Origin of the sequence: Paludibaculum fermentans (genome assembly GCF_051172195.1) — a bacterium.
GTDB classification, from domain to species: domain Bacteria; phylum Acidobacteriota; class Terriglobia; order Bryobacterales; family Bryobacteraceae; genus Paludibaculum; species Paludibaculum fermentans_A.
In genome coordinates this window covers 6,110,337-6,126,867 of sequence record NZ_JBPJAQ010000001.1, presented here as the reverse complement: position 1 = coordinate 6,126,867, position 16,531 = coordinate 6,110,337, and the positions used below count along the sequence as shown (strand labels likewise).

The window sequence follows — 16,531 nt, the reverse complement described above, 5'->3', positions numbered from 1 at the left end:
CTCCGTCGTCCCATATGATGATTGGAGCCCATGATCCAACGCATCGCCCTTCTGGCTCTTACTGTCTCCACGCTTACGGCAGCCGACTTCTCCCAGGCCGTCGTTGTCGCTCCATCCGCCCTCTCGCCTGTCGAGAAGAAAGCCGCCCAGGTCCTCGTCGAAGAGGTCGCGAAGCGCTCGCGCCTCCAATGGCCCATTGCCGCAGCCGCCACAGCCGGACGCCCCGCCATCACGCTGCGCCGCAATCCGGCCGGAGGCCCGGCCGATGGGTTCACCATCCGCACCTCCGGCACGTCTATCGAAATCCTGGGCAACGATGAACGTGGCACGCTCTTCGGCGCCGGCCGCCTGCTGCGCGAACTGCGCATGTACCGCGACTCCGTCATCCTGCCCGACGGCTTCCAGCTCACCACTGCGCCCAAGTACAAACTGCGCGGCCACCAGTTGGGCTACCGCCCCAAGACCAATAGCTACGACGCGTGGACCGTCGCCATGTGGGATCAATACATCCGCGACCTCGCCATCTTCGGCACCAACGCCGTCGAACTGATTCCGCCGCGCTCCGACGACGATTCAGACAGTCCGCACTTCCCAATTCCGCAGATGCCGATGATGATTGAGATGTCACGCATCCTCGACTCGTACGGCATGGATGTGTGGGCCTGGTATCCGGCCATGGATCGCGACTACAACGATCCGGCCACGGTGACCAAGGCGCTCGACGAGTGGGCCGAGGTCTTCAAAAAACTGCCGCGCCTTGACGCCGTGATGGTGCCTGGCGGCGATCCCGGCCATACGAAGCCCGATGCCCTGATGGCGCTGCTGGAAAAGCAGGCCGCCAGCCTCCGCAAGTACCATCCCAAGGCCCAGATGTGGGTCTCGCCGCAAGGCTTCGACCAGAAGTGGATGGACGAGTTCTACGCCATCCTTGACAAGCAGCCGGCCTGGCTCACCGGCATCGTGCACGGACCGCAGGTGCGCGTCTCCATTCAGGAGTTGCGCCGGCGCGTGCCGGCCCGCTACGGCATCCGCAACTACCCTGACATCACGCACAGCGTGCAGTGCCAGTTCGCCGTGCCCAACTGGGACGCGCCGGAGGCGTTCACCCACGCTCGCGAAGGCATCAACCCCAGGCCCACCGAGATGCGGGCCATCTTCCACGACCAGCAGCCGTCGACGATCGGCTTCCTCACTTACTCCGAGGGTTGCAACGACGACGTCAACAAGATCCTGTGGAGCGAGATGGGTTGGAACCCCGATGTCGACATCCCCACCGCCCTGCGGGAGTATGCCCGTTATTTCATCGATGCCCGCTTCGACGATTCGTTCGCCGAAGGCTTGCAGGGGTTGGAGCGCAACTGGCAGGGCGCGCTCGCCACCAGCACCAGCGTCGAGCCCACGTTCAGCCTGTTTCAATCGCTGGAGCGGCAGGCCTCCCCAGCCGATTTGCTGAACTGGCGCTTCCAGCAGGCGCTCTACCGTGCCTACTACGACGCTTTGAACCGCCGCCGCTGGCTGAACGAAACCGCTACTGAGGAATCGGCCATGAACGCCCTGCGCGAAACGTCTCGCAGTGGGTCCCTGGCGGCCATGGACGCTGCTTCGCGGATCCTGCACGAACCCGGTCAGGTGTCCCCCCTGCGCCAGCGCGTGTTCGAGCTGGCCGAGGCGCTCTACCAGTCGGTCCGCATGCAATTGAGCGTCGAGCGCTACAAAGCGATCGGCCGCGACCGCGGAGCCACGCTCGACAACATCGACGTCCCCTTCAACAACCGCAACTGGCTGGAGAAACGCTTCGCCGCCATTCGGTCCATGCCGGACGAACCCGGCCGCCGCAACGCGCTGCGCGAGATCGTCCAATGGACAGACCCGGGTCCGGGCGGCTTCTACGACGACCTGGGCAACCCGGCCGCGCAGCCGCACCTGGTCCGGCCCAAAACTTATGAAGAGGATCCGGGCAGCCTGCTGTCGCCGCGCAACGCCTTCGCCCGTACGTCGCAGCCCGCGGTCGACTGGCGCATCTCCACCATGAGCCACGCCGAGGTGATGTACGACGGGCCCATGGAGATGCTCTATCCACACCTGGACCCCACGGCCAGCTACAAGGTACGCATCCTGTATGGCGGCGAAGTATCGTCCAGCCGCATCCTGCGCCTGACGGCCAACGCCAGTTTCGAACTGCATCCGTTCCGCAAGATCGAGAACGTGACGGAGCCGGTGGAGTTCGAGATTCCCAGGCAGGCCACGGCCGGCGGGTCGCTGCGGCTGCGCTGGGAGAAGACGCCCGGCTTGCCCGGCAATGGGCGGGGTACGCAGGTGGCCGAGGTGTGGCTCATCCGCCAGCCGTAAGCGGCATAATGAAGGCAATGTTCATCGTTCATGTGCAGGTCCACGTCAAGGCCGAGTGCGTTGAAGCCTTTCGCCAGGCCACCCTGGAAAACGCCAGGAACAGTGTCCAGGAACCGGGCATCGCGCGTTTCGATGTCCTCCAGCAGCAGGACGACGCCACGCGCTTCGTGCTGGTCGAGATCTATCGCGACACAGCGGCCGCGGCCGCTCACAAGGAGACGGCCCATTACGCCACCTGGCGCGATGCCGTCGCTGAAATGATGGCCGAGCCGAGATCCAGCGTGAAGTACGCCAACTGCTTCCCTGGCGATGACGGCTATGCGCTTTGACATTGCCACGGCCCGCCGCATCGTCTTCGGTGCGGGGGCACTGCGCGAGGTGGCGCCCGCGGCTAAAGCGATGGGCGCGCGGGCGTTGCTCGTCAGCGGCCGCACTCCGCGCCACGCCGCCCGGTTGGTAGTGGAACTGCATGCGGCGGGCGTCGGGGCGGCACACTTCCCCATCGATGGCGAGCCTACGCTCGATGTGGTCACGGCAGGGGTGGCGGCCGCCAAACGCGACCGCTGCAACTTCGTGATCGCCTGCGGCGGCGGCAGTTCCATCGACGCGGGCAAGGCCATCGCCGCGCTGCTGACCAATCCCGGCGAACTGCTGGACTATCTCGAAGTCGTGGGCAAGGGCAAGGCCTTGCCCAATCCTTCGGCTCCCTTCATTGCCGTGCCCACCACGGCGGGGACAGGGAGCGAGGTGACCAGGAATGCCGTGCTGGCTTCGCCGGGTCATCGCGTGAAGGCGAGCCTGCGCAGCCCGCACATGCTGCCCGCGCTGGCTGTGGTCGATCCTGAACTGACTTTGGACCTGCCGTCCGCGGTTACGGCCAGTACGGGCCTGGATGCACTGACGCAGGTGCTGGAACCGTTCACCTCGATCAGGGCGAATCCGATGACGGATGCCTGGGCCCGGGACGGCCTGCGCCAGGCGACCGCCCTGCGACGGACCTATGACAATGGCAAGGACGTGGACGCGCGTACGTCCATGGCCTACGCCAGTCTCCTGGGCGGACTGTGCCTGGCCAACTCGGGGCTGGGCGCGGTGCACGGATTCGCGGCTCCCATTGGGGGGATGTTCCCTGCCCCGCACGGCGCTGTGTGCGCCGCCCTGCTGCCACACTGCACGGCGACGAATCTGGCCGCCCTGCGCGCAAGGCAACCCGAGAGTCCTGCCCTGGCTCGCTATGACGAGGCGGCACGGATCCTGATTGGGGACCAGGCCCAGGCTGACGATCTCGTACCGTGGCTGATGGCCTTGACGAAGGACCTGGGGATCCCTGGACTGGGTTCGTATGGCCTGTCGGCGACGGAGATCGACGATGTCTGCGAGAAGGCGGCCAAGGCGAGCAGCATGAAGGCGAACCCGATCGTACTCACGGCGGAGGAACTGCGGCAGACACTCGCCGCGGCGCTCTAGTTTCAGTATGATCTGACTGATATGTCTGTAACCCGCCGTCGCTTCACCGCCGCGCTGGCTGCGCTGCCGCTGTTTTCCGCTGACTCCAAGGGCTGGGCGCTGCGCGACCAGATCCTGGCCAGGATCAAGGCTCCGGTGTTCCCGAAAAAGGACTTTGTCATCACAAAGTATGGGAACTCCGTAACCCAGGCTGTCGAGGCCTGTGCCAAGGCCGGGGGTGGACGGGTGGTGGTGCCGGCGGGCGAATGGCTCACCGGGGCGGTCCACCTGAAGAGCAACGTGAATCTGTACCTCGCCAAGGGGGCGACGCTGAAGTTCGACACGGATCCGAAGAAGTACCTGCCGCTGGTGCTGACGCGCTGGGAGGGGCTGGAGTGCATGAACTACTCGCCGCTCATCTACGCCCGGGGCCAGAAGAACATCGCCGTGACAGGTGAGGGCACGCTGGACGGACAGGCCGACAACCAGCACTGGTGGATGTGGAAGGGGTCGCGGGGCAACGCCTCGGGTCCTAACCAGAACAAGGCCAGGCTGGCGCTGGCCGAGATGGCGGAGCGGGACGTGCCGGCCAAGGACCGTGTCTTCGGCGAGGGTTCGAATCTACGTCCGAACTTCATCCAGCCCTTTGAATGCCAGAACGTACTGATCGAGGGCGTGACCATCGTCGGGTCGCCGATGTGGGAGATCCACCCGCTGCATTGCCGGAACGTCATCGTGCGCGGGGTGAAGATCAACAGCCATGGTCCGAACAACGACGGCTGCGATCCGGAGAGCTGCACGGATGTGTTGATTGAGAATTGTCAATTCGACACGGGCGACGACTGCATTGCGATCAAATCGGGCCGTAACCGGGATGGGCGGCGGATCAACGTCCCGAGTGAGAACATCATCGTGCGCAACTGCGACATGAAGGACGGCCACGGCGGGGTGACGATCGGCAGCGAGATCTCGGGCGGGTGCAGGAATGTCTTCATCGAGGACTGCCGCATGGATAGCCCTCATCTCGACCGGGTATTGCGGCTCAAGACGAATTCGGTGCGGGGCGGATTCATCGAAGACATCTACCTGCGCAATGTCACCGTGGGCCAGGTGGCTGGGGGTGCGATCGACATCGACTTGACTTACGAAGAGGGCGACAAAGGCAAGTTCCCGCCGGTGATCCGGAGTATCCACGTGGAGAAATTGACGGTGAAGAAAATGCGGTCGGTGCTGTACCTGCGAGGGTATGCCAGCGCCCCGATCAAGGACCTGACGGTGAAGGACTCAGTCTTTGAGGTTGCCACGAAGCCGGACACGCTGGAGCATGTCGAGGGGTTGAAGCTGACCAACGTCCAGGTGAACGGCAAAGCTCTACAATAGAGTCAATGACCCGACGTGAACTGCTCGCCGTACTGGGCACGGCCGCCGCAGGCACTTTGCAGGCCGCCCCTCCTACCGCGCCGGTGACGCTGGCGCGCTGCCGTAGTTATGACGAAGACCTGGTCTCCACCCTGGGGACGATGTTCGACCAGCTGGGCGGACTGGAGCGGCTGGTCAAGGGCAAGACCGTCACGATCAAGCTGAACCTGACCGGGAGCCCGGGTTTGCGGTTCCAGGGCAGGCCGTTGGGCATTACGCACTACACTCACCCCAAGACCGCCGGAGCGATGACGCATCTGCTGGGGCGGGCCGGGGCGAAGCGGATCCGGTTTGTGGAAAGCGCCTGGGCCTCGTCGGGGCCGCTGGAAGAGTATTTGCTGGAGTCGGGCTGGAACGTGCGGACGTTGAAGTCGGCCGCGCCGAATGTCGTCTTCGAGAACACCAATGCCCTGGGGTCGGCCAGGAAGTATGCGCGGTTCAAGGTGCCGGGCGGGGGGCTGATCTTCCCCAGCTATGACCTGAACATGGCCTATGAGGAGACCGACGTCATGGTCTCGATGGCCAAGCTGAAGAACCACGAGACCTGCGGCGTGACGCTGGCCATGAAGAACATGTTCGGCATCACCCCGGCCTCGATCTATGGGGACGACGCGGGCAAGGACGAGCCCAACGAGAAGCCGGGCAATGGCCGGGTGAGCGTGTGCCACGAGGGCAAGCGGCAGCCGGCGACGGCGGCGGCGGGCGAACTGGACCCGAAGTCGAGCCGGGTTCCGGGTCATCGCATGCCCAGGATTGTGGCGGAGCTGAATACCGCGCGGCCGATCGACATCGCGTTTATCGACGGGATCGAGACGGTGACGGGCGGCGAAGGACCGTGGATCCGCGGGCTGAAGATGGTGAACCCGGGGTTGCTGATCCTGGGGACGAATGCGGTGACGACGGACACGGTGGGGACGGCGGCGATGGGGTACGACCCGCGTTCAGTGAAGGGCACGGGGCCGTTCAAGACTTGCGACAACATGCTGCTGCTGGCCGAGGGGCTGGGTTTGGGGACGGCGGACCTGAAGAACATCGAAGTTCGGGGCCTGAAGCTGTCCGAAGCGACCTACCAGTTCGGCTAAACGGCAACCCAAACAGGCGAACAAACGGCAGAAGTAGGCGGTTTTTGGGGTCTCCCGAAAATCGGTTCAGGACTTCAGAAAAATTCGTGCGCCTGTTTTCAATCACTTAGCAGAAATTCCTTAAAAAACGCTTTTTGGGCTCCGGTAGTCTTTGTGCGTCGAGGCAACTCGCACGGAGAAAGGCTGATGGAACAGAGAACGGTTGGGCGGGCAAAAAACGGGCGCTTCCTGAAGGCGGGCGAACCGGTGGCGGAGGCTGTGGCCTCTGTTCCGGCGAAACCGGTGGAGGAAGTTGCGAAGACGCCGCGGAAGCGCAGGTTCCGGGCGAAGCAGATGCGGCAACTGATGGACCGGATGCTGGTCCAGTTTGCCGAACAGGTGGAAGACGAGAGCATGTCGTTCTCAGTGAACGACGCGTTTAAGCTGATCCAGCTCAGGGAGAGTGTGGAACCGGAGAAGGTGAGTTCGGTGAAGGTGGAGTGGGTGGAGCGGAAGGACAAATGAAGATCCGCCGCGAAATCCAATACGAGCCTCTGCCGTCGCAGTTGCGTTTCCACGACTCGACGGCGCGATTTAAAGGATTTTCGGGCCCGATTGGGTCAGGAAAGAGCCAGGCGCTGTGCAATGAGGCGATCAAGCTGGCGTATTTGAATCCGGGGCGGGCGGGGCTGATTGGGGCTCCGACGTACCCGATGCTGCGGGACGCGACGCAAACGTCGCTGTTCGAAGTCTTGAGGGACAACGGGTTGCCGTTCGATTTCAACAAGGCGGAGAACCAGCTGACGCTGAAGGACACGGGTTCGAAGATCATTTTCCGCCCGCTCGATGATTTCGAGCGGTTGCGGGGGACGAATCTTGCATGGTTCGGGGTGGACGAGTTGACCTACTCGCCCGAACAGGCTTGGATCCGGCTGGAAGGGCGCTTGCGGGATCCGCTGGCAGCGAGGCTGTGCGGATTCGCGGTGTGGACCCCGAAGGGGTTCGATTGGGTGTATGAGCGCTTCATTCAAAACCCGGTGGACGGGTATGAGTGTGTGCAGGCGGAGCCCAATGAGAACCGGCACCTGTTGGAGAAGGTGCCGGATTTTTACGACCGGCTGAAGAGGAGCTACGACGAGGCGTTCTTTGCGCAAGAGGTATTGGGGCAGTATGTGAGCCCCAAGGACGGGATGGTGTACCACGCGTTCGACCGCAAGGAGAACGTGGGTGCGGCGGAGTGGGACGCGGAGCTGCCGGTGCTGTGGGCATTGGACTTCAACGTGAATCCGATGAGTTCGATTGTGGCGCAGCAGCAGGCGGGGCGGTTGGTGGTGTTGGACGAGATCGTGCTGCAGCGGGCGAGTACGAGGGATGCGTGCCTGGAGTTTACCAGGCGGTATCCGGAGTGGCCGGCGGGCCTGGAGATCTTTGCGGACGCCTGTGCGTCGCACCTGCAGACAGCGGGGACGACGGACCGGGAGATTCTGCAGGGATTCTTCGAGGAATACGGGGGTTCCGCACCGGTGTTTCGAATTCCGAAGAGGAATCCGCCGGTGCGGGACCGGGTGGGATTGGTGAACGCGAAGCTGCGATCGGCGAACGGCGAAACGGGGCTGATGGTGGATGCGCGGTGCAAGGAGCTGATGCTCGACTTCGAGCGGGTGCGGTGGCTGGAGGGGACGGGCGAGATCGACAAGGCTCGCGACCTGAAGCGGACGCACCTGAGCGATGCGGTGGGTTACCTGCTGTGGCAGGAGAACCAGCCGGTGGCGAGTATTGGCGAAAGAAACAGACGGCTGTTTTGGTAAGGGGGAAAGGCAGTGTTCGACATTAACCGGGAACATCCCGAATACACGGCGTGGAAGAGAGTGTGGCCGCGGTATCGCGACCTCTACCTGGGCGGTGAGCAGTTCACGGCGAACGCGGACCGCTATCTGATTCCGAGGCACAAGGAGCCGCCTGAGGTTTACCAGGAGAGAGTGAGCCGGGCGTTTTATGAGAACTATATCGGCTCGATCATCGACTGGTATGCGGCGACGCTGTTCCGGCGCGAGCCGCTGGTGACGCTGGAAGGGCATGACGACGGCGCGCGGAAGTTTTTCAACGCGCTGGCGGAGGACTGCGACCGGCAGGGGTCGACGTTGAGCGACTTCTTCCGCAAGCAGGTTATTGAAGCCCTGGTGATGGGGCGCAGCTACATCGTGCTGGACTTCCCGAGGCTGGGGGTGCAGGCGGGCTCAAAGGCGGAGGAGGATGCGCTGGGGTTGTCGCGAGGCTACTTCAGCCAGTATCCGGCGCAGAGCGCGATCCACTGGCAGAGGGACGAGAGCGGCGAGTACGAGTGGGTGGTGCTGCGCGGAGAGCGGCTGGTGGGCGGCGGCGACGAGCCGGGGCACATTGAGCGGCAGTGGGTTCGTTATGACCGGGAGCGGTTCGCGATTTTCCGGCAGGACGAGCGGGACGGCGCCCAGGCGGCGATTGTGCAGGTGGACGAAGGGCGGCACGGCCTGGCCGGGCTAGGCAAGGTGCCGGTATTCGAGTTCACGTTGGGGGACGGCATGTGGCTGATGAACAAAGCGTCGTCGCTGCAGTTGGAGCACTTCAACAAGTCGAACGCGCTGGCCTGGGCGTTGACGATGGGCTTGTTCTCGATGCCGGTGATCTATTCGGAGAAAGAGTTCAAGCAGACGATGGGCGAGAGCTACTACGTGCAACTGGGCAAGGACGACCGTTTTGGTTGGACCGAGCCGGAGGGGCATGTGTTCGAGATCGCGCTGCAGAACACGGACCGGCTGAAGGAGGAGATCTACCGGATCTGCTACATGATGAGCCAGGCCGGCGGGGCGCTTTCGAAGAACTCAGCGATGACGGGCCTGAGCAAGCAACGGGATTACCTGGTGACGCAGGAGGTGTTGCGCGGCTTCGGCGACAAGGTGAAAGACACCTTGAAGCGGCTGTTGCGCACGCTGGCAGCGGCCCGCCAGGACGAGATTGAAATTGGGGTGTCGGGTTTGGATGAATTCGACATCGGGGAATTCAGCAGCGAGTTGGAGGATGCGCAGCGGCTATTGTCGCTGGGGATCCCTTCCAAGACCCTGGAGACGCAGATCCAGAAGAAGCTGGCGATGAAGTATCTCTGCGATGCGAGCCAACAGGTGAAAGACCGCATCGCGCAGGAGATCGACGCGCAGGCAACCGCCTAAGCGCGCGAGCAAACAAGGAAGGACAGCAATGGAGCAGAAGTCGCAAGACCAGACGCCCGAGGTGTCTTCACAGACACAGGGCGAGGACTGGAAGAACGTAGTGCGTTCAGTGATTCAGGAGTACGTGACGGTGGAGCGGCGCCAGACGGAGCCGGCCTACAAGAACGAACTCGTGGAAGAGCGCCGGCGGCGGGAGTCGCTGGAACGGCGTGTGAACGAACTGGTGGAAGAGAACAAGCGCAGCCGCCAGATGGCGGAGGAGACGGACCGGGGCGCGCAGATCCGAGCGGAGCTGCAGCGGCTGGGCGTGGCCAAGATCGACCTCGCTTTCAAGATCGTGAAGGACGAGATTGTGCGGACGGCGGAAGGCGCGCTGATGGCGAAGACGGCGGAGGGCGAGCGCGGATTGCGCGAGCACCTGACGTCGTTCGTACAGGAGAACCCCGAGTTTCTGCCGGCGCGGATTGCCGGCGGCTCGGGTGCATTGAGCCCGCAGAGAGCGGGTGGTGGCAGCTACGGCGTGGAACTGGAGCGAATTCATCCGGGCATGAGCGCGGACGAGCTGCAGCGCGTGCGTGAGCACATCTCGCAGGTGGCGGCACAGAGCCTGCGGGGCGAATAGCGCGCGGTCTGCAGAGACGCGGCGCAGTTTGAGAGATCGGGAAAGAGAAAGAGGAAAAGAGAAATGTCAGCTATTACTTCAGCCAATCTGGCGAATGCGATTGTGAAGCTTGTGGCGGTGGACGCCCTGCCGGCCCTGTCGGGCCAACTGGTGATGGGCAACCTGGTGAACCGGGACTTTTCGCCGACGCTGGCGCAGGCCGGCGACACGGTGAACGTGCCGATTCCGCCGACGATGGTGGCGAATAACATCGCCGAAGGCGGCTCGGTGCAGAGCCAGAATCCGGATGTGGCGAATGCGCAGATCGTGCTGAATACGCACGCCGAGGCGACATTCCAAATCCCGGATGTGACGAAGGTGATCGCGGTGCCGGATCTTCTGCGGCTGTACATGCAGCCGGCGATGATCGCGCTGGCCGAGAAGGTGGAGAGCGACCTGTTGAACCTGTACAGCCAGTTCACGGCGAACACTCCGCTGGGTACGGGCGGCACGGCGCTGTTGGAAGGGGTGGTGGATTCGGCGGAGACAGCCCTGTTCAACGCGAAGGTTCCGGCGAGCGAGCAGAAGTACCTGGTGGTGGACGGGAATGCGTACTCGCAACTGCGGCAGATTGCGCGGTTCAGCGAGTACCAGACGTCGGGCGATGCGGGGCTGCGGGCCCTGATCGACGGCAGCATCGGACGGATCAAGGACTTCTATGTGTTCCGTTCGCAGTTCGTGAAGAAGACGGGCACGGGTCCGACGACGACGAACAACATTGCGTTCGCGAAGAATGCACTGGGCCTGGCGATTCGCCGGCTGCCGCGGCCTCTGCCGGGGACTGGTGCGATTGCTGAATACGCCGAATTGGGCAATTTGGGCATGCGCATCACGATGAGCTACCAGCCGAATACGCTGGCGCAGCAGTTCACGGTGGACATGCTGTACGGGGTGGGGGTTCTGCGGAATGCTCACGGCGTGCAGGTGAGGAGCTAGGCGCTCTCGGAGTCGCGGCTGGTTTGGGGGTGGGTGGGGTCTGGAGGAGTATACGGACTCCACCGCTCCCTTACGGTCGCGGCTCAATTTGGGGTCGTGGCGGGATTGGGGGTTGGGTGGGGTCGTTTGCGGGCTCCCCCGCTCCCTTACGGTCGCGGCTCAATTTGAGGTCGTGGCTCGGTTGGTCGCGGCGGGATTGGAGTCGCGGCGGGATTGGGGGTTGGGTGGGGTCGTTTGCGGGCTCCCCCGCTCCCTTACGGTCGCGGCTCCGTTTGAGGTCGCGGATGCGTTTGAGGTCGCGGCTGTGGTTGGGGCTTGGGTGGAATTTTTGGTTGGAAAGGAATTGGTATGGATTTGAAGGGCTATTTCAGACAAGTGAAGGACCTGGAGAAGAAGATCCAGGACCGGGATTTTTACATTATGAGCCTGGCAACCCAGGACGGCGGACGGGCCGGCGTGTTGACGCAGGTCGCTCGGCGGGTGGGTTGCCAGTTGATTGTCGAGGGTAAGGCTCGCCAGGCGACCGATGAAGAGATCGCCAAGTTTCAGGGCGACCAGACGGCTCGGCGGTTGGCGCACGAGAAGCAGGAAGCGGTGAGCCGGATCCAGGTCCAGGTGATCTCGGATCCGATGGGTTTGCTGCGCACTGAACCGGAGATGGGAAAGGAGTAAGGGTCATGGCATTGATGGTGGACGGCAACTATAGCGAAATCGATGACCTGCGGGCTGAGGATTCGAAGCTGCCCGATGTGACGAACGGAGAGGGTATCGATCCACAGGAGAAGTTGGATCTGGCGGCCAGGGAAATTCAGGTGGAAGTGGAAGCGTTCCTCAGTTGGGAAGAGAGAGGGCGCGTGGAGCAGGTGATGGCGAGCGCGGGCCTGAAGCGCTGGCATGTGCTGAAGACACTGGAAGCCGTCTACCGCGATGCCTATTTCAGCCAGCTGAACGACCGGTACGGGCAGAAGTGGAAGCACTACCTGGCGCTGGCCGCGGAGCAGCGGCAGCGCTATTTCGAGGCGGGCGTGCAGATGGTGACGCATCCGGTGCGCCGGCCGTTCCGGGTATGTGCGGAGGGCCTCGACGGTTTGCATCCGGCGGCGACCTACTGGCTGAAAGCAACGGTGCTGGATGCGGAGGGCCGGGAGAGCGCTCCGAGTGGAGAGGTGGTCCTGACTTCTCCGGTGCCGCATTCGATGCAGGCGACGCTGATGTTCCCGCTGGAGAACGCGACGCACTGGAACCTGTATGCGGGGGCTGAGGAGACCTCGCTTGGATTGCAGAACGCCGAACCGATGCCGGTGAGCGAGACGTGGGTGCTGCCGGCGAGCGGACTTGTTTCGGGCCGGCCGCCCGGCGACGGGCAACCGGTGGATTTCACGGTGGTCCGCAGCGGGCTGCTGAGGAGGGGCTGACGATGACGTTCCCAACGATGGAGGTGGTGTCGCGCCTGCAGGGTCTGCTGGCCGGCGAGTGGGGCCTGGGCACGAGCATGGCGTCGCTGCAGGGCTACTACGGGTTGAGCCCGGAGGCGACGCAGGAGGTGGCGGTGGGCCTGGTGCGGGCTCCAGCGGAGTTCCAGGAGAAGGCGGGGTCGACGCGGTATCCGGTGATCCAGACGTACTGCGACCAGATCGAGAACAAGCGGAGCGAGCAGTTCCGGGCGTTCTCGGGCCGGATGCGCCTGGTGACGGAGGTGCGGGTGTCGACGGACCGGCTGGAGGGATTGGCGGAGAGGCTGCACTTCTATGTGGACGCGGTGCGCGATGTGGTGGAGCGCAATGCAGGGTGTCTGGGGGAGGGGGTATTTCTGGAGCCCGGGTATGAGGTGGCTTTCGAGGCGGTGAAGAAGGGTGGTTTGAACTTTCTGCAGGTGGGGCGGGTGGTGTGTTGGGTGGGGGTGAGCAGGTAAGGCGGGGTGGTGGTTTGTATGGATTTGAAAGGGCGATGAAGAGATGGCTTGTTATATCAGTTCGAATAATAACCGCCTGTATGCGGCGCTGGAGAGTGACTTTGGCGTGGTGGCGGGCGTGACGGCGGCCGAGAGGTTCACGGCGATGAGCCTGGCGGCGCGGCAGGAGACAGAGACTCCGCGGCGGAAAGACAAGACGGGGTCGCGGACGTTCCAGGGGATCCAGGGCGGGCTGCGGCGGCGGACGTCCTTTGACCTGCGGACGTATGTGTATGGACGCGGGTCGGGCAGCGAGGCTCCGCGCTATGGGGCGTTGCTGCAGGCGGCGTTGGGCGCGGCTCCGATCGCTTCGATGGAGTTGGGGGTGAGCGCGATCCATGGAACGTCGGTGACGTTCGCGCAGGCGCATGGATTGCAGCCGGGGTCGGCTGTGGTGGTGCAGGGCGAGATGCGCTTTGTGGTGGGGGTGGTGGATGCGTTGACGGTGGTGGTGAACGCCCCATTCACGGAAGGGCAGGCGGCGGGGGCGGTGTGCGGCGGCGCGATTGTGTATGCGCCGGCCGTGGACTTGGCGACGGTGAGTGTCCACGACTACTGGACGCCGGGTACGGCGGTGCAGCGCATTTTGCGGGGCGCGGCGGTGGACGAGATGGAGATCCGGGTGAATGGGGATTTCCACGAGATCCGGTTTGCCGGGCAGGCGGCGGACGTGATCGACAGCGCCAGTTTCCAGAGCGGCGAAGGCGGGCTGACGCAGTTCCCGGTGGAGCCGGCTCTGCAGGGGTTGAGCGAGATGCCGGTGCCTGGCCACCTGGGCCAGGTGTGGATTGGGAATGGCGCGAACCGGTTGTTCACGCTGAGCGATGCGCGGGTGGTGGTGAAGAACAACATGGAGTTCCGGACGCGCGATTTCGGGACGCTGACTCCACGCTGCCTGGTGCCGGGACAGCGCGAGGTGAGTGTGGATCTCGAGATGTACGGGCAGGACCAGCCGGTATTCGAGGAGATCTACCAGGCGGCGCGGCAGAGAAGCCCGATCCCGCTGATGCTGCAACTGGGCGAGCAGGATGGCGCGCTGTGCGGAGTGTTCCTGCCGAGCTTTGTTCCGGCGGTGCCGGAGTTCGACGGCGAGGATTCGCGGATGCGGTGGCGGCTGAAGGGGTCGCAGGCGCTGGGCAGCGGAGAGGATGAAATTTATGTCGCATTCGGCTGAGCGGGTGGAGTGGGCGAGCGGCGAAATTGTGGACTCCCTGGTAATGCCGGGGGTCCGCTTCGCTGTGGCGAAGATGTCGCTGGCGCGGCGGGCGGAGATCAGCCGGCGGATGCGCGGGCTGATCAGCGAGTTGGAGTTTCAGGCGGCGGGCACCGGCCTGGCGGACCGATTGGCGGCTACGGAACTGGAGGCGCGGATCGATCGAGAGTACATCGAGTGGGGCTTGCTGGCCGTGCTCGGGCTGGTCATCGACACGCAGGCGGCGACGTTGGAGTTGCTGGTGGAAAAGGGTCCGGAGGAGCTGTGCCGGGAGATTGCGGGGTGCGTGCGGAAGCAGTGCCACCTGACCGGAGAAGAAAGAAAAAACTGATCCTCGCCTTCCATTTCCATCTAGCAAATGCAGCCGGGTGGAGGTGCGGGGATTGCAGGCGGCAGGGTTTGGAGAAGCGGCGGCGGTGCGCATGGATGGGGCACGAGCCGGGGTCGAAGATTGTGTGGGCGCACGGAGACGAGGTGCGGTTTGCGTGTCCGAAACCGGAGATTACGGCGGAGAGCCTGATGTGGCTCGAACTGTATCCGGCGTGGCAGGCGCGGAAGGAAGTGGTGGAGTGGGCGCGGGACGTGGAGGCCATGATCCTGCTGGACCGGGAATGGGAGAAAGCGCGAGATGAGCAACAACACAGGAAATGACTTGGCGGAGATTCTGCGGCGGATGGTGGACGAGGTGGCGGTGCCGGTGACCTCGGGCCAGGACGGGGCGCCGATGCCGCGGCAGGTGGAGGAGGTGATGGGGACAGGTGTGTCGAGCGCCGTCTCGTCACTGGTCTCGAACAGCCTGGCTCCGGTGGTTTCGAAGAGCAGCGGCGGTGGGGCGGCGAGTTGGGTGTCGTGGGTGAATCCCCTGGTGGGCGGGTTGATGAGCCTGTTCGAGGGAGGGGCGGACGACACACAGGCACCGCTATCGCCGTTCGTGATGCCGTTGAAACAGAAATATGACGTTGCGTTTTCAGAGAGTGACGGCGGGCTGATGATGCCGTTGGATCGCGGGGAAGACGGGCGTGTGCGCAGCGCGGGGGCGAACGTGGTGGTGCAGGTGGAGGCGATGGACAGCCGGTCGTTTGTCGACCGGGCACCGGAGATCGCGCAGGCGGTGAAACGGGCGCTGCTGGAGTCGCAGGGATTGAGCGGAGTGATGCAGGAGTTCTAGGAGAAAGACGATGCCGGAGTTTCCAAATTTGAAGACAGGGGCGGTGGCGCAGTATCCGCTGGGACGGGGGATCCGGACGGGGACGACCGTAGTGGAGTTCCTGGATGGGGGCGAGCAGCGATTCGCGTCCCAGCGGATGCGGCGCCGGTGGGTGGTACGGATGGAGCAGTTGGACGAGGGCGAGGCGATGCGGGTGGCGGCGTTCGCGGCGCAGTATTTGAACACGCTGGAGCCGTTCCGATTCAGGGATCCCTGGAACGGGTTGGTGTACGAGCAGTGTGTGCTGGAAGGGGACGAAGCCGCGGTGCGGGCGGCTTCGCGGGTGGAATGCGGAGTGGCGCTGGTGGTGACTGAGGAGGTGGGTTGAGATGTTGGTCTATCCATTTTTGGCGACGGGCGCGGCGGCGCAGTATCCGCTGGTGCGGACTGAGCGCAGGAAGAGATTGGAGACGGTGACACCGGGCGGGCATGTGTCGCGGATGCTGGCAGGCAGTCCGGCGGAGGTGACGTGGCGGTTGGAATATGCCGAGTTGTCGGACAGCGAAGCGGGTGCGATTGAAGCGCTGTATACGGCGACTCGGGGCGGGTTGATGGCGTTCACATTTGTGGATCCGCTGGCGAATCTGCTGGCGGCGAGCGAGGACCTGACCACGGGGGCGTGGAGCAGGGACGCGCTTTTGAATGTGAGCGTCACGGGGCCGGGCGAGTTCGCAGTGTCGAACGGGAGCCTGGCGGCGCAAGGGGTGCAGCAGGGTGTGGCGCTACCGGCGGGCGCCCCCTGCTGCCTCAGCGCGGAAGTGAAGGGGGCAGGTGTCACGTTGTCGTTGGGCGGAGTGTCGCGGCATTTCGCGGCGGCGGCGGGCTGGCAGCGGATTTGGGTGAACGGATTTGGGCTTGGCGAAGGGACCGCCGCGCGGTTGGACGTGGACGGCGGGGGCCAGGCGATGGTGCGCGGCCTGCAGGTGGAAGCGCAGGCCGCGCCGTCGCCCTACAAGCCGACGTATGGAGCGGCGGGCGTGTATCCGCAAACAAGATTTGCGACGGACGGTTTGGAGATTTCGGCGACGGGTCCAAACCGGAATGCGGTGATTGTGATTTTGAAGAGCAAGGTGGCGGAGTGAACC

General features: G+C 63.9%; 19 protein-coding genes. All 19 read left to right on the top strand.

Going from position 1 to position 16,531, the window contains the following annotated elements:
- Positions 1–30 precede the first annotated feature (30 nt).
- The 19 genes from ACR9Y2_RS24580 to ACR9Y2_RS24490 all read left to right on the top strand — a co-directional run bounded on the left by ACR9Y2_RS24580 (position 31) and on the right by ACR9Y2_RS24490 (position 16,528).
- Entirely contained in the window at positions 31–2,349 is a 2,319-nt protein-coding gene (locus ACR9Y2_RS24580; protein WP_435044326.1) for a hypothetical protein, read from the top strand.
- Positions 2,350–2,366: 17 nt separating this feature from the next.
- Complete coding sequence (locus tag ACR9Y2_RS24575) at positions 2,367–2,678, top strand: putative quinol monooxygenase (RefSeq protein WP_435044325.1); 312 nt, start codon at positions 2,367–2,369, stop codon at positions 2,676–2,678.
- Positions 2,668–3,816, top strand: coding sequence for an iron-containing alcohol dehydrogenase (locus ACR9Y2_RS24570; RefSeq protein WP_435044324.1), 1,149 nt, complete (start codon positions 2,668–2,670; stop codon positions 3,814–3,816). The genes ACR9Y2_RS24575 and ACR9Y2_RS24570 overlap by 11 nt, the downstream gene beginning before the upstream one ends.
- A gap of 21 nt (positions 3,817–3,837) precedes the next feature.
- Entirely contained in the window at positions 3,838–5,175 is a 1,338-nt protein-coding gene (locus tag ACR9Y2_RS24565; protein ID WP_435044323.1) for a glycoside hydrolase family 28 protein, read from the top strand.
- Positions 5,176–5,180: 5 nt separating this feature from the next.
- The gene (locus ACR9Y2_RS24560) at positions 5,181–6,296 is read left to right on the top strand and encodes a DUF362 domain-containing protein (RefSeq protein ID WP_435044322.1); all 1,116 of its coding nucleotides are present in this window, start codon (positions 5,181–5,183) and stop codon (positions 6,294–6,296) included.
- A 186-nt stretch (positions 6,297–6,482) separates the two neighbouring features.
- Complete coding sequence (locus ACR9Y2_RS24555; RefSeq protein WP_435044321.1) at positions 6,483–6,800, top strand: hypothetical protein; 318 nt, start codon at positions 6,483–6,485, stop codon at positions 6,798–6,800.
- Positions 6,797–8,083 (top strand): terminase large subunit domain-containing protein, encoded by a 1,287-nt coding sequence (locus ACR9Y2_RS24550; protein ID WP_435044320.1) that lies wholly within the window; start codon positions 6,797–6,799, stop codon positions 8,081–8,083. Before ACR9Y2_RS24555 ends, ACR9Y2_RS24550 begins: the two co-directional genes overlap by 4 nt.
- A gap of 12 nt (positions 8,084–8,095) precedes the next feature.
- Entirely contained in the window at positions 8,096–9,478 is a 1,383-nt protein-coding gene (locus tag ACR9Y2_RS24545; RefSeq protein WP_435044319.1) for a hypothetical protein, read from the top strand.
- A gap of 28 nt (positions 9,479–9,506) precedes the next feature.
- The gene (locus tag ACR9Y2_RS24540) at positions 9,507–10,100 is read left to right on the top strand and encodes a hypothetical protein (protein WP_435044318.1); all 594 of its coding nucleotides are present in this window, start codon (positions 9,507–9,509) and stop codon (positions 10,098–10,100) included.
- Positions 10,101–10,163: 63 nt separating this feature from the next.
- The gene (locus tag ACR9Y2_RS24535; RefSeq protein WP_435044316.1) at positions 10,164–11,075 is read left to right on the top strand and encodes a P22 phage major capsid protein family protein; all 912 of its coding nucleotides are present in this window, start codon (positions 10,164–10,166) and stop codon (positions 11,073–11,075) included.
- Positions 11,076–11,423: 348 nt separating this feature from the next.
- A complete protein-coding gene (locus ACR9Y2_RS24530; RefSeq protein ID WP_435044315.1) occupies positions 11,424–11,747 on the top strand; it encodes a hypothetical protein in 324 nt (107 codons plus the stop codon).
- A 5-nt stretch (positions 11,748–11,752) separates the two neighbouring features.
- Positions 11,753–12,490 carry a hypothetical protein gene (locus ACR9Y2_RS24525; RefSeq protein WP_435044313.1) on the top strand — a complete coding sequence of 246 codons (738 nt, stop codon included), beginning with the start codon at positions 11,753–11,755 and terminating at the stop codon, positions 12,488–12,490.
- Positions 12,491–12,492: 2 nt separating this feature from the next.
- The gene (locus ACR9Y2_RS24520; protein ID WP_435044312.1) at positions 12,493–12,987 is read left to right on the top strand and encodes a hypothetical protein; all 495 of its coding nucleotides are present in this window, start codon (positions 12,493–12,495) and stop codon (positions 12,985–12,987) included.
- Positions 12,988–13,030: 43 nt separating this feature from the next.
- On the top strand, positions 13,031–14,200 hold the full coding sequence (locus tag ACR9Y2_RS24515; RefSeq protein WP_435044311.1) for a hypothetical protein: 1,170 nt from the start codon (positions 13,031–13,033) through the stop codon (positions 14,198–14,200).
- Complete coding sequence (locus ACR9Y2_RS24510) at positions 14,184–14,570, top strand: hypothetical protein (RefSeq protein ID WP_435044310.1); 387 nt, start codon at positions 14,184–14,186, stop codon at positions 14,568–14,570. Before ACR9Y2_RS24515 ends, ACR9Y2_RS24510 begins: the two co-directional genes overlap by 17 nt.
- A 68-nt stretch (positions 14,571–14,638) precedes the next feature.
- A complete protein-coding gene (locus ACR9Y2_RS24505; RefSeq protein ID WP_435044309.1) occupies positions 14,639–14,890 on the top strand; it encodes a hypothetical protein in 252 nt (83 codons plus the stop codon).
- On the top strand, positions 14,868–15,407 hold the full coding sequence (locus ACR9Y2_RS24500) for a hypothetical protein (protein WP_435044308.1): 540 nt from the start codon (positions 14,868–14,870) through the stop codon (positions 15,405–15,407). The genes ACR9Y2_RS24505 and ACR9Y2_RS24500 overlap by 23 nt, the downstream gene beginning before the upstream one ends.
- A 10-nt stretch (positions 15,408–15,417) precedes the next feature.
- Positions 15,418–15,774, top strand: coding sequence for a hypothetical protein (locus ACR9Y2_RS24495; RefSeq protein WP_435044306.1), 357 nt, complete (start codon positions 15,418–15,420; stop codon positions 15,772–15,774).
- Between the two features lies 1 nt (position 15,775).
- Complete coding sequence (locus tag ACR9Y2_RS24490; protein WP_435044305.1) at positions 15,776–16,528, top strand: phage head spike fiber domain-containing protein; 753 nt, start codon at positions 15,776–15,778, stop codon at positions 16,526–16,528.
- Positions 16,529–16,531 lie beyond the last annotated feature (3 nt).

Bases quoted from the DNA above. Each gene is read 5' to 3' on its own strand.
- ACR9Y2_RS24580 (WP_435044326.1), top strand. From the start codon at position 31: ATGATCCAACGCATCGCCCTTCTGGCTCTTACTGTCTCCACGCTTACG.
- ACR9Y2_RS24575 (WP_435044325.1), top strand. From the start codon at position 2,367: ATGTTCATCGTTCATGTGCAGGTCCACGTCAAGGCCGAGTGCGTTGAA.
- ACR9Y2_RS24570 (WP_435044324.1), top strand. From the start codon at position 2,668: ATGCGCTTTGACATTGCCACGGCCCGCCGCATCGTCTTCGGTGCGGGG.
- ACR9Y2_RS24565 (WP_435044323.1), top strand. From the start codon at position 3,838: ATGTCTGTAACCCGCCGTCGCTTCACCGCCGCGCTGGCTGCGCTGCCG.
- ACR9Y2_RS24560 (WP_435044322.1), top strand. From the start codon at position 5,181: ATGACCCGACGTGAACTGCTCGCCGTACTGGGCACGGCCGCCGCAGGC.
- ACR9Y2_RS24555 (WP_435044321.1), top strand. From the start codon at position 6,483: ATGGAACAGAGAACGGTTGGGCGGGCAAAAAACGGGCGCTTCCTGAAG.
- ACR9Y2_RS24550 (WP_435044320.1), top strand. From the start codon at position 6,797: ATGAAGATCCGCCGCGAAATCCAATACGAGCCTCTGCCGTCGCAGTTG.
- ACR9Y2_RS24540 (WP_435044318.1), top strand. From the start codon at position 9,507: ATGGAGCAGAAGTCGCAAGACCAGACGCCCGAGGTGTCTTCACAGACA.
- ACR9Y2_RS24535 (WP_435044316.1), top strand. From the start codon at position 10,164: ATGTCAGCTATTACTTCAGCCAATCTGGCGAATGCGATTGTGAAGCTT.
- ACR9Y2_RS24530 (WP_435044315.1), top strand. From the start codon at position 11,424: ATGGATTTGAAGGGCTATTTCAGACAAGTGAAGGACCTGGAGAAGAAG.
- ACR9Y2_RS24525 (WP_435044313.1), top strand. From the start codon at position 11,753: ATGGCATTGATGGTGGACGGCAACTATAGCGAAATCGATGACCTGCGG.
- ACR9Y2_RS24520 (WP_435044312.1), top strand. From the start codon at position 12,493: ATGACGTTCCCAACGATGGAGGTGGTGTCGCGCCTGCAGGGTCTGCTG.
- ACR9Y2_RS24515 (WP_435044311.1), top strand. From the start codon at position 13,031: ATGGCTTGTTATATCAGTTCGAATAATAACCGCCTGTATGCGGCGCTG.
- ACR9Y2_RS24510 (WP_435044310.1), top strand. From the start codon at position 14,184: ATGTCGCATTCGGCTGAGCGGGTGGAGTGGGCGAGCGGCGAAATTGTG.
- ACR9Y2_RS24500 (WP_435044308.1), top strand. From the start codon at position 14,868: ATGAGCAACAACACAGGAAATGACTTGGCGGAGATTCTGCGGCGGATG.
- ACR9Y2_RS24495 (WP_435044306.1), top strand. From the start codon at position 15,418: ATGCCGGAGTTTCCAAATTTGAAGACAGGGGCGGTGGCGCAGTATCCG.
- ACR9Y2_RS24490 (WP_435044305.1), top strand. From the start codon at position 15,776: ATGTTGGTCTATCCATTTTTGGCGACGGGCGCGGCGGCGCAGTATCCG.